The sequence below is a fragment of the Streptomyces longisporus genome (assembly GCF_039532765.1).
GTDB classification, from domain to species: Bacteria; Actinomycetota; Actinomycetes; order Streptomycetales; family Streptomycetaceae; genus Streptomyces; species Streptomyces longisporus.
Genome location: NZ_BAAASG010000001.1, coordinates 343,629 through 355,007, shown reverse-complemented (window position 1 = coordinate 355,007; position 11,379 = coordinate 343,629). Strand labels below are relative to the sequence as shown.

Sequence of the window (11,379 nt, the reverse complement as noted above, 5' to 3'; positions counted from 1 at the left end):
CAGCGCGCCCTACACACTCTCCGCCTCCGGCTTGACCGTGGGCAGTCATTCGCTGGTGGCGAAGGCCTACGACAGCCTGGGCGCGTCCGCGGAGTCGACGCCGGTCGGCATCACGGTCGCCTCGGGTCCCGCCGTGGTGGCCTCGCCGACCCAACTGGGCGTCCAGCAAGGGAAGTCAGGCACGTACGCGGTGAAGCTGTCGACGCAGCCGAGCGCCAATGTCACCGTGACGACGGCCCGGGCGAGCGGCAACTCCGGCCTGTCGGTGACCGGCGGCGCGACGCTCACCTTCACGCCCGCCAACTGGAGCACCGCGCAGAACGTGACCGTCACCGCCGACTCCTCCGGCACCGGCGCGGCGTCCTTCGAGTCGACGGCGACGGGTTACACGAAGGCAGCGGTCACGGTCACCGAACTGGCGGCCACGAAGACGTACGACGCCCGCTTCCTGGACCTCTACGGGAAGATCACCAACCCGGCGAACGGCTACTTCTCCCCCGACGGCATCCCGTACCACTCGGTGGAGACGCTGATCGTCGAGGCCCCGGACCAGGGCCACGAGACCACCTCGGAGGCGTACAGCTATCTGCTGTGGCTGCAGGCGATGTACGGCAAGGTCACCGGTGACTGGTCCAAGTTCAACGGCGCGTGGGCCCTCATGGAGAAGTACATGATCCCCACCCACGCCGACCAGCCCACCAACTCCTTCTACAACGCCTCCAAGCCGGCCACCTACGCGCCCGAGCTGGACACGCCGAACGAGTACCCGGCGAAGCTCGACACGTCGGTCTCGGTCGGCTCCGATCCGATCGCGGGCGAGCTGAAGAGCGCGTACGGCACGGACGACGTGTACGGCATGCACTGGCTGCAGGACATCGACAACACCTACGGCTACGGCAACACGCCTGGCGGCACCTGCGAGGGCGGTCCGACGGCGAAGGGCCCGTCGTACATCAACACCTTCCAGCGCGGGCCGCAGGAGTCGGTGTGGGAGACGGTGCCGCAGCCGACCTGCGACGCCTTCAAGTACGGCGGCAAGAACGGCTATCTGGATCTCTTCACGGGTGACTCGTCGTACGCCAAGCAGTGGAAGTTCACCGACGCCCCGGACGCCGACGCGCGTGCCGTGCAGGCCGCGTACTGGGCCGATGTGTGGGCCAAGCAGCAGGGCAAGGGTTCGGAAGTGTCGGCCACCGTCGGCAAGGCGGCGAAGATGGGCGACTACCTGCGCTACGCGATGTACGACAAGTACTTCAAGAAGATCGGCAACTGTGTCGGTCCGTCCACCTGCCCGGCCGGCACCGGCAAGGACGCCTCCGACTACCTGCTGTCCTGGTACTACGCCTGGGGCGGCGCCACCGACACCAACGCGGGCTGGGCCTGGCGCATCGGCTCCAGTCATGTGCACGGCGGCTACCAGAACCCCCTTGCCGCGTACGCGCTGAGCTCCTACGCCGACCTGAAGCCCAAGTCCTCGACGGGAGCCTCCGATTGGAGCACCTCCCTCACCCGGCAGCTGGAGTTCTACCGCTGGCTGCAGTCGTCCGAGGGTGCCATCGCGGGCGGTGCGACCAACAGCTGGGCGGGCCGGTACGCGACCCCGCCGGCCGGTACGTCGACCTTCTACGGCATGTACTACGACTGGGAGCCCGTCTACCACGACCCGCCGTCCAACCAGTGGTTCGGCTTCCAGGCCTGGTCGATGGAGCGGGTCGCCGAGTACTACCAGCAGACGGGCAACGCGCAGGCCAAGGCGATTCTCGACAAGTGGGTCAAGTGGGCGCTGTCCAAGACCACGATCAACCCGGACGGCACCTATCTGATCCCCGCGACACTGCAGTGGTCGGGGCAGCCCGACACCTGGAACGCGTCGAGTCCCGGCTCCAACAGCGGGCTTCACGTCACCGTCGCCGACTACACCAATGACGTCGGCGTGGCCGCCGCGTACGCCAAGGTCCTGACGTACTACGGCGCCAAGTCCGGTGACGCCACCGCCAAGTCCACGGCGAAGGCGCTGCTGGACGGCATGTGGAACAACTACCAGGACAGCCTGGGCATCGCCGTGCCGGAGACGCGCACCGACTACAGCCGGTTCGCCGACAGTGTGTATGTGCCGAGCGGCTGGAGCGGCACGATGCCGAACGGGGACGCGATCAACTCGTCGTCGACGTTCAGCTCGATCAGGTCGTTCTACAAGAACGATCCTGCCTGGTCGAAGATCCAGGCGTATCTGGCCGGTGGGGCGGCGCCGTCGTTCACGTATCACCGGTTCTGGGCTCAGGCGGACATTGCCTTGGCCATGGGCTCGTATGCGGAGCTTCTGGAATAGACGCTCCGCTGTCGGGCGGCAACAGCCCCGCGCCCCTGGAGGGGCGCTCCCGCACCGCCCGGTTCCGCGGAGCCGCCGGGCGGCCCCCACCCGCACTGGGGGTCGCCCGGCAACCCCACTTCCCGGAAAGGACCCTCCGTGCGAAGAACCCGTATCCTCACGGCCGTGCTCGCCCTCGCGGCCGGCTTGCTGGTGGGCGCGCCGTCCGCGGTCGCCGCCGGCAGCAGCCCGGAAGTGCAACTCGCCGCCGATACCTACACCTGGAAGAACGCCCGCGTGGACGGCGGTGGCTTCGTCCCCGGCATCGTGTTCAACCGGAGTGAGAAGAACCTGGCGTACGCCCGCACCGACATCGGTGGGGCCTACCGCTGGCAGGAGTCGACGAAGACCTGGACACCGTTGCAGGACTCGGTCGGCTGGGACCAGTGGGGGCACACCGGGGTCGTGAGCCTGGCCTCCGACTCAGTCGATCCGAACAAGGTGTATGCGGCCGTCGGGACCTACACGAACAGCTGGGACCCTACGAACGGCGCCGTGCTGCGGTCCTCCGATCGCGGTGCCGACTGGCAGAAGACGGATCTGCCGTTCAAGCTCGGCGGCAACATGCCCGGCCGGGGCATGGGCGAGCGGCTCGCGATCGACCCGAACAAGGACAGTGTGCTGTATCTGGGTGCGCCCAGCGGCAAGGGCCTGTGGCGGTCGACGGACTCCGGTGTGACCTGGTCGCAAGTGGCCGGTTTCCCCAACGTCGGCAACTACGTGCAGGATCCGAGCGACACGAGCGGGTACGCCTCCGACAACCAGGGGATCGTCTGGGTCACCTTCGACGAGTCGACCGGCACGGCCGGTACGGCCACGAAGACCATCTACGTCGGGGTCGCCGACAAGGACAACGCGGTGTACCGCTCGACGGACGCGGGCGCCAGCTGGACCCGGCTGGCCGGGCAGCCGACGGGATATCTGGCGCACAAGGGTGTGCTGGATGCGAAGAACGGCTATCTCTATCTGGCCTACAGCGACAAGGGCGGCCCCTACGACGGCGGCAAGGGCCGGCTGTGGCGGTACGCCACCGCGACCGGCACCTGGACCGACATCAGCCCGGTCGCCGAGGCCGACACGTCCTACGGCTTCAGCGGCCTGACCGTCGACCGGCAGCATCCCGGCACCGTCATGACGACCGCGTACAGCTCCTGGTGGCCGGACACGCAGATCTTCCGCTCCACCGACAGCGGCGGCACCTGGACGAAGGCGTGGGACTACACGTCGTACCCCAACCGCTCGAACCGCTACACCCTCGACGTCTCCTCGTCGCCCTGGCTGACCTTCGACGCGAACCCCTCACCCCCCGAACAGGCCCCGAAACTGGGCTGGATGACCGAGTCGCTGGAGATCGACCCGTTCAACTCGGACCGGATGATGTACGGGACGGGGGCGACGCTGTACGGCACCGAGAACCTCACCAAGTGGGACAGCGGGGGCCAGTTCACCGTGAAGCCCATGGTGCAGGGGCTGGAGGAGACGGCCGTCAACGACCTCGCCTCTCCCCCGTCGGGCGGCGCCCAGCTGTTCAGCGCACTCGGTGACATCGGCGGCTTCCGGCACACGGACCTGACCAAGGTCCCCTCGATGATGTTCACCTCGCCGACGTTCACCACGACGACCGGCCTCGACTTCGCGGAGACCAACCCGAACACGGTCGTGCGGGTCGGCAACCTCGACTCCGGTCCGCACATCGCGTTCTCGACGGACAACGGGGCCAACTGGTTCGCGGGGACGGATCCTTCGGGTGTGTCGGGCGGCGGGACGGTGGCCGCGGCCTCGGACGGCAGCCGGTTCGTGTGGAGCCCCGCGGGCACCGGCGTGCAGTACACGACCGGCTTCGGGGCGTCCTGGGCCGCGTCGAGCGGGATCCCGGCAGGTGCGAGGGTCGAGGCCGACAGGGTCGACGCGAAGACCTTCTACGGCTTCAAGTCCGGGAAGTTCTACGTCAGTTCGGACGGCGGCGCGACCTTCACCGCGTCCTCGGCCACCGGCCTCCCCAGCGGCGACAGCGTGCGCTTCAAGGCGCTGCCCGGCGCGAAGGGTGACGTCTGGCTCGCGGGCGGCGCCGCCGACGGCGCGTACGGACTGTGGCACTCCACGGACGGCGGCGCGAGCTTCACCAAGCTGTCGAACGTCGAGCAGGCCGACACCATCGGCTTCGGCAAGGCGGCGACGGGGGCCTCGTACCAGACCCTCTACACCAGCGCGAAGATCGGCGGCGTGCGCGGCATCTTCCGCTCGACCGACAAGGGCGCGACCTGGACCCGCATCAACGACGACGCCCACCAGTGGGGCTGGACGGGCGGGGCGATCACCGGTGACCCGCGCGTCTACGGACGGGTGTACGTCTCCACCAACGGACGGGGGGTCATCTACGGCGACACCTCCGACACGGGCGGCGGCGACAACGGCGGCGGTGGCGGCACGGACCCGACGCCGACCGGTGCCTGCACGGTCACCTACAAGATCACCAACCAGTGGTCGGGCGGCTTCCAGGCCGATGTCCAGCTCACCAATACGGGCTCGAGTGCCTGGAGCGGCTGGTCACTCGGCTGGACCTTCGCGGACGGCCAGAAGATCACCCAGCTGTGGAACGCCGACCACACCCAGTCGGGCGCGGCGGTGACGGTGAAGAACGTGAGCTGGAACGGCACGGTGGCGGCCGGTTCGTCCGTGGGCTTCGGGTTCACGGGGAGCTGGTCAGGGGCGAACACGAAACCGACCTCGTTCAAGCTGGGCGACCAGACCTGCACGGTCGGCTGACTGGGCCGAACGGTTGCCGGGAGTGATCCTCGAGTTGCGGAGCGCAGAGGGCCACCTGAATCTGATTGAACCTGATCAAGGAAGGTCCGGTCCCCCATGCCCGTCGAAAGGACAGTGATGTCGCAGCGCACACGCAAATCGACCCGCTCCCGTGTCGCGGCGGTCCTCGCCGCTCCCGTAATCGCCCTGACCCTCATGGCGCCGAGCGCCTCTGCGGCTCCGGCGCCCTCCAAGTGCGAAGGAACAATCCACATCTCTCTCCTGGGCCACCAGACGTGCGTCTCGGCCAAGGGCGACAACGACGACCAGCATGGCGGGCTCTCGGGCCTGCTGGGCGTCGTGACCGGCCTCCTGGGCGGCCTGTTGGGTGGCGTCCTGGGTGGCTGAAGCCGGCCCGGTGAGGTGAGGCGGTCGCCCGCGATCGGTGGGCGACCGCCTCCGTGTCACGGTGTGCGGACCGTCGGCCTCGGTGGCGTCGCCATCCGGTCGCCGATGAAGAAGCTCGGGTGCGGCAGTTGGTTGTAGGCGGTGTTCTGCGAGGCCAGTGCCGTGCGGTACTGCGTGTCGTGCAGCAGGGTCGTGATCCTCCCGGTCGTCTCGACCGTGTCGCCGTCCCACCGGGACAGGAAGTTGATGCCGACGGGCTTGCGGCTCGCGACCACGTTGCCCTTCGGGTCCCGTACGCCGTCCGCGCGCGAGGACCACGAGTCGGCGGGCGTGGACCAGATGATCTGACCCGTCTTCGCGTCCGTCTCCAGGACGCCGACTTGGAGCGGTCCTCGTCGACCTTGACCTCGTCGAGGCCGGGCGGGACGGGTCCAGGTCACCCCCATGCACGGCGGGCCATGACGAGCGAGGGGCGGGAGCCGTCCAGGTACGCCGTGCCCGCGAGGAAGCGGTCCACCCGGTTGCCGTACGAGTCGCCCCACGAGGACACCGTGCCGCGCGCCGGGACATGGTCGACGGTCGCCATCGCCTTGCTGAACTGCGTGTAGTGCGCGCCGGAGCCGATGTTGCGGCCGAGGTCGATGCGCCGCGGGCGGGTGCCGTCGGGCTTGATGCCGTCGATGAACGTGTCACCCGTGCGGCCGGACCAGGAGTTGTCCTTGGCGTTCGTCGGCTGCCGTGTGAGGACGAAGCCGAGCGGCAACCTCCGGATGAGGACGGACGGGTTCCGTCCCCTCAGCCGCCGCCGCGTTCCGCCAAGTAGCCGTAGCTTTTGGCCAGTTGGGCCACGGTGCGGGCGATGCGTGCGCGCAGTTCGGGCGGCTGGAGCACCTCGATGTCCGTGCCCAGGCGCAGGAACTCGCCGTGGGCGTGCTCGACGGACTCGATGGGGACCGTGGCGAGGGTCCAGCCGTCGTCGTCCGTACGGCCGGCGACCGCCCTCGGCAGCCGCACGCCCGGTGCCAGCCGGACCAGTGCCTCGCCGCGGTACAGCCGGTCGTGGAAGTCGCGCTGGTACGCCGTCCAGTAGGCGGCCAGGTCGAAGTCGTCCGGTCGGGTGAACTCCTCGTCGCCGACGGCGAGTCGGAGGATCTGGTCGACGCGGAAGGTGCGGGGACCGGGACCCGCGACGACGTACCAGCGGCCGGCCTTCAGCACCAGCCCGTACGGCTCCAGGCGGCGCTCCACGTCGGTGGGTTCGGCCCAGCGGCGGTACAGGACGTTCAGGACGCGGCCGTTCCACACCGCGTCGGCCACCGCCGGCAGATACGGCGCCTCCTCGGCGTCCGCGTACCAGCCGGGGGCGTCGAGGTGGAAGCGGCCGCTGATCCGGTCGGCGTGCGCGCGCAGCTCCGGCGGCAGCGCGGCGCGGACCTTGAGCTGGGCGGCGGCGAGCACCGAGCCGAGGCCCAGCTCCGCGGCCGGGCCGGGCGCGCCGGCGAGGAAGAGGGCCTCGGCCTCGTCGGCGGTGAGGCCGGTCAGCCGGGTGCGGTAGCCGTCGAGCAGACGGTAGCCGCCGGCGTGGCCCGCGTCGCCGTACAGCGGGACGCCTGCGGCGCCCAGCGCCTCGACGTCCCGGTAGACCGTGCGGACCGAGACCTCCAGCTCCTCGGCGAGCTGGGCGGCGGTCATCCGGCCCCTGGTCTGGAGCAGGAGGAGGATCGAGACGAGTCGGCCGCCTTTCACTGACACAGGATGTCAGTGAAGTCGCCCTAGCGTCCTGTCCATGCCCTTCACGGAGAAATTCCTGACCGTGCCGCCGCCCGTCGAGGTGGCCGGACGGCTGATCAAGCGCTATCACGTAACGGCCGACCCGGCCGGCATCGCATCCGACGTGGAGAAGGCGGCGTACGCGATCCTGCCGGAGCTGCTGCCGGAGCCGGACGGCACTCCGCCGGCGACGTTCGTCGTCGTGCACAGGGGAAACGACGACGGCGCCTACGTCAACGCCTACAGCTGGGTGTGGGACAACGTCCTGCACCACGCGAACGCCGCGGCCGGTCAGCCGGTCGTCGGCTGTCCCGACCACGACCCGACCCACTTCGTCAGGCCCGAACTGCCCTGGATCGGCTGCGTCTTCGAACTGCCGCCCATCCAGCACGAACGGGACGCCTGGGTACGGCACATGCTCGTGCCCGAAGTCCCGGACCTGGACGCCTACCTGTCCGACTCCCTGCCCGCAGGAACCACTGGAGAGCGCTGATGAGCAGCCCGCACGACTTCGACTTCCTCGCCGGCGAGTGGGAGGTCGCGCACCGCCGCCGCACCGACTTCCTCGACCCGGACAGCGACTGGGTGGAGTTCCGGGGCACCAGCTGGTGCCGCCCGCTGTTCGACGGGGCCGCGAACATCGACGAGATCGACATGCCGTACCTCGGCGCGAAGGGACTGACCCTGCGCCTGTTCGACGTGGAGCGCGAGGAGTGGTCGCTGAACTGGTCCTCCAGCCGCAGCGGCAAGCTCTTCCCGCCGGTCGTCGGGCGTTTCGACGGCGACCGCGGCGAGTTCTACGGGGACGACATGCACGACGGCAAGGACGTGCGCGCGCGGTTCGTGTGGGCGGATGTGTCCCCCGCCTCCGCACACTGGGAGCAGGCGTTCTCCGTCGACGGCGGGGAGACCTGGGTGACCAACTGGACGATGGACTTCAGTCGGCCGCCGGCTTCCTGAAGGCCCGCAGGCTGAACTCCGGGTCGGCGCGCGGCCGTTCCTGGTCGGGCAGCGCCCGCAGGCGGGCGACGAAGCCTTCGGTGAGCGGGTCGCCGGGCGGCAGCTGCGTGAACCAGCCGCGCCGCAGATCGGCGGCCGTACGGCGGGGGCTGCGGCCCTGACCGCGGCCCGGGAAACGGGCCTGTCCCGCCGGGTGCAGGCGGTGCGCTGCGGCGTACGACTCCACGAGCGGGGCGGCGTCCGGGGCCGGGCGGCGCGGGCGCGGGGCGAGGACGGCGTCGATGTCGCTGCCGACGTCGTGGGCGGCTGCCTTGTCGACGGTGGTGACGTACACGCCGCCGGGCTTCAGGACGCGGGCGCACTCGGCGACGACGGCGCGGACGTCCTCGGGCTCGTCGAGCAGGTGCAGCAGCCAGACGCTGGTGACGGCGTCGAACGTCCCGTCGCGGAAGGGCAGTCGGCGGCTGTCGGCGAGCAGGACGCAGCCGGGCAGGCGCCGGGCGGCCGTCCGGGCCATGCCGTACGTCAGGTCGGCGCCCGTCACCCGGGTGGCGGGCCGCGCGGCCGCGAGGCGCCGGGTGACGATCCCGGTGCCACAGCCGACGTCGAGCAGCCGCTCGGTGGCTGCCGGGATCAGGCCGAGTACGGCGTCGGCGGCGGCCGCGGCCCTCGGCTCGCCGCCGCGGGTGGCGTCGTACGCGTCGGCTTCCTTGTCGTAGTCGAGCACGCGGGTCAGTGCGCCCCGTGCGCCGGTGCGAGTTCCTCGACCCTTTGGGCGAGGCCGAAGTCGAGTTCGGTGACCTTGCCGCCCGCGCTGTGGGTGTTCACCGACAGGGAGACGGTGTTGTAGCCGAGGGTGAGGTCGGAGTGGTGGTCGAGCTCGTCCTGCACCTGGGCGATGTGGATGACCATCGCGGTCGCCGCGAAGTGCGAGCCGAGCCGGTAGGAGCGGGTGAGCCGGTCGTCCTCGACCGCCCAGCCCGGAAGCTCGGCCAGTCGGTCCTCGATCTCCTTCAGCGACAGCGGTTCGACGGGCATGGGCTCGCTCCTTCCTCGGCACCGGGTGCTTCTTCAGCGTGCCACAGCAACTGACTGCGGTCCTGGTCAGAAGCGTTCCCGGGGGCGGGCCTGAGAACCCTCCGGAACGGCTGCCCGCTCAGCGCTCTTGCAGGCGCTCCGCCGCCAGGTCGTCCGCGATCGCGGCGATCGTGGGCCTGCCTTCGACCCGCTCGACCCACTCGTGCGGCAGGCCGACGTCTCCGTGCACGGCGCCGAGCAGATTGCCGCAGATGGAGCCGGTGGAGTCGCTGTCACCCGAGTGGTTGACGGACAGCAGCAGGGCCTCCTTGACGTCCGGCTCGACGAGCGCGCAGTAGACGCCCATCGCCAGGGCCTGCTCGGCGACCCAGCCCGCGCCGAGGGACTGGAGCTTCTCCGCGGTCGGCGACCCCTGGGCGGCCAGGTCGAGGGCCCCCTCCAGGGCGGCGGTCGTCTCCTCGTGGCCGGGGTGGCGGGCCAGCAGCCGCAGCGTGCGCAGTACCGCGCCCTCCAGGGAGTCCCCCTCCACGACGTACGCCACGATCGCGGCCAGCGCGCCCGCCGCGTAGTAGCCGGTGGGGTGGCCGTGGGTGATCTGGGCGCCGCGGGCGGCCATCGCGAAGGCCCCGTCGGCGGAGTTGATCAGGCCGAAGGGGGCCGAGCGCATCACGGTGCCGCAGCCCTTGGAGTCGGGGTTGACCCGGCCCGGCGTGCCGTCGAGCTTGAGCATCGGGTCGGGATGGTACTTCTGGGCGACTCCGGAGAGGCAGGCGTTGCCGGGCGCGCGGCGGGAGTACAGCCAGGGCTCGTCGATCAGACCGCCCGTGGGGGCGCCGCCCTGCTCCGGGCCCGGCTTCGACTGGGTCTCCAGCCAGCGCTCGTACGCCTGGAACAGCATGTGCGACCAAGCACCGCCGATGCCCCTCGTCCGCTCCCGGGCGTGCGCCTGGATCAGGGCCTCGACCGTGAACAGGGTCATCTGTGTGTCGTCGCTGACCAGGCCCAGCGCGCCGTAGGCGCCGGGCACGAACCCCGTCACCCCGCGCTCCCCGTGGAGGGCACGGATACGGTCCAGGGAGTTGAACTCGACGGGATAGCCGAGGGCGTCACCGATCGCCCCGCCCAACAGGCAGCCGCGCACTCGGGCGCGGTACACCGCGGCGGTCTCCAGGGTCGGCTTCAACGGCCAGGTCATCTGCAGCGCTCCTCGACTACGGTCGTACGTATGACCATTGTCGCGACCGGAACCGCCACCCCCACGACCGGCCCCTCCGACAAGAGCGTCGGCCCCCTGCTCAGGGCCTGGCGCGAGCGCCGCCGGGTGAGTCAGCTGGAGCTGGCGCTGCGGGCCGACTCCTCGGCGCGGCACATCAGCTTCATCGAGACGGGCCGTTCGCGGCCGAGCGAGGAGATGGTGCTCAGGCTCGCAGAGCATCTGGACGTCCCGGTGCGGGAGCGCAACTCCCTGCTGCTGGCGGCCGGTTACGCCCCGCACTACCCGGAGACCCCGCTCGACTCGCCCGAGCTGGACGCCCTGCGCCAGGGCATGGAACGCCTCATCCAGTGCTACGAGCCCTACCCGGCGTTCGTCGTCGACTCGGTGTACGACGTGGTCGCGGCCAACCGGGGCATGACGATGTTCCTGGAGGGCGTCGCTCACGAGCTGCTCGAACCACCGCTGAACGCCATGCGGTTGACGCTGCACCCGGAAGGTCTCGCGCCGCGTATCCGCAACCTGCCGGAGTGGCGCGGGCATCTGCTCGCGCAGATGGAACGGGAGATCGCCCTGCACCGCTCCGCACCGCTGCGAGCCCTGTACGAGGAGGTGGCCGCCTACCCGGTGCCGCAGCCGGAGCACGGCCACGCCCCCGAACCGGCGGAACCCGTCCCCTACTTCGCGCTGCCGATGCAGATCGAGCACGAGGGCCGGACGCTGTCCTTCGTCTCGTCCATCTCCACCTTCAACACCCCCATGGACGTGACGGTCGCCGAGCTGGCCATCGAGACGCTCCTTCCGGCCGACCCGGCGACGGTCAAGTACCTCCAGTCGCTGATGCCCTGACGGACGTCCACCGGACGGCCCGCGTGGC

Annotated in this window: 10 protein-coding genes and 1 pseudogene; 6 read left to right on the top strand and 5 right to left on the bottom strand. The window is 70.3% G+C overall.

Translation table 11 applies throughout. From position 1 onward, the window contains the following. The 3 genes from ABD355_RS01585 to ABD355_RS01575 form a co-directional block, all read left to right on the top strand. The coding region (locus ABD355_RS01585) for a glycoside hydrolase family 48 protein (protein ID WP_344398116.1) at positions 1 to 2,329 on the top strand (2,329 nt) is incomplete at its 5' end. Positions 2,330 to 2,467: 138 nt separating this feature from the next. Continuing rightward, complete coding sequence (locus ABD355_RS01580) at positions 2,468 to 5,134, top strand: cellulose binding domain-containing protein (RefSeq protein WP_344398115.1); 2,667 nt, start codon at positions 2,468 to 2,470, stop codon at positions 5,132 to 5,134. Between the two features lie 117 nt (positions 5,135 to 5,251). Further along, complete coding sequence (locus ABD355_RS01575; protein ID WP_344398114.1) at positions 5,252 to 5,521, top strand: hypothetical protein; 270 nt, start codon at positions 5,252 to 5,254, stop codon at positions 5,519 to 5,521. 56 nt (positions 5,522 to 5,577) lie between these two features. Here the strand turns inward: ABD355_RS01575 and ABD355_RS01570 are convergent. Together ABD355_RS01570 and ABD355_RS01565 are read right to left on the bottom strand one after the other, a co-directional pair. Next, positions 5,578 to 6,278: pseudogene (locus tag ABD355_RS01570) on the bottom strand (rhamnogalacturonan lyase family protein); the annotation flags it as partial. 38 nt (positions 6,279 to 6,316) lie between these two features. Further along, positions 6,317 to 7,267 (bottom strand): helix-turn-helix transcriptional regulator, encoded by a 951-nt coding sequence (locus ABD355_RS01565; protein ID WP_344398112.1) that lies wholly within the window; start codon positions 7,265 to 7,267, stop codon positions 6,317 to 6,319. Positions 7,268 to 7,307: 40 nt separating this feature from the next. On the opposite strand from ABD355_RS01565, the gene ABD355_RS01560 reads away from it, so the two are divergent. After that, positions 7,308 to 7,784, top strand: coding sequence for a hypothetical protein (locus ABD355_RS01560; protein WP_344398111.1), 477 nt, complete (start codon positions 7,308 to 7,310; stop codon positions 7,782 to 7,784). Then, on the top strand, positions 7,784 to 8,251 hold the full coding sequence (locus tag ABD355_RS01555; RefSeq protein WP_344398110.1) for a hypothetical protein: 468 nt from the start codon (positions 7,784 to 7,786) through the stop codon (positions 8,249 to 8,251). The genes ABD355_RS01560 and ABD355_RS01555 overlap by 1 nt, the downstream gene beginning before the upstream one ends. Here ABD355_RS01555 and ABD355_RS01550 read toward each other — a convergent pair. The 3 genes from ABD355_RS01550 to ABD355_RS01540 all read right to left on the bottom strand — a co-directional run bounded on the left by ABD355_RS01550 (position 8,229) and on the right by ABD355_RS01540 (position 10,484). Continuing rightward, positions 8,229 to 8,978, bottom strand: a complete 750-nt coding sequence (locus ABD355_RS01550) for a class I SAM-dependent methyltransferase (RefSeq protein ID WP_344398109.1) — start codon at positions 8,976 to 8,978, stop codon at positions 8,229 to 8,231. The two genes, ABD355_RS01555 and ABD355_RS01550, sit on opposite strands and share 23 nt — an antisense overlap. A 5-nt stretch (positions 8,979 to 8,983) precedes the next feature. Continuing rightward, positions 8,984 to 9,289, bottom strand: a complete 306-nt coding sequence (locus ABD355_RS01545) for a 4a-hydroxytetrahydrobiopterin dehydratase (protein WP_115910238.1) — start codon at positions 9,287 to 9,289, stop codon at positions 8,984 to 8,986. Positions 9,290 to 9,407: 118 nt separating this feature from the next. Continuing rightward, positions 9,408 to 10,484: an ADP-ribosylglycohydrolase family protein gene (locus ABD355_RS01540; protein ID WP_344398108.1), complete on the bottom strand. Its 1,077-nt coding sequence runs from the start codon at positions 10,482 to 10,484 to the stop codon at positions 9,408 to 9,410. 30 nt (positions 10,485 to 10,514) lie between these two features. On the opposite strand from ABD355_RS01540, the gene ABD355_RS01535 reads away from it, so the two are divergent. Further along, positions 10,515 to 11,351 (top strand): helix-turn-helix domain-containing protein, encoded by an 837-nt coding sequence (locus ABD355_RS01535; protein ID WP_344398107.1) that lies wholly within the window; start codon positions 10,515 to 10,517, stop codon positions 11,349 to 11,351. Positions 11,352 to 11,379 lie beyond the last annotated feature (28 nt).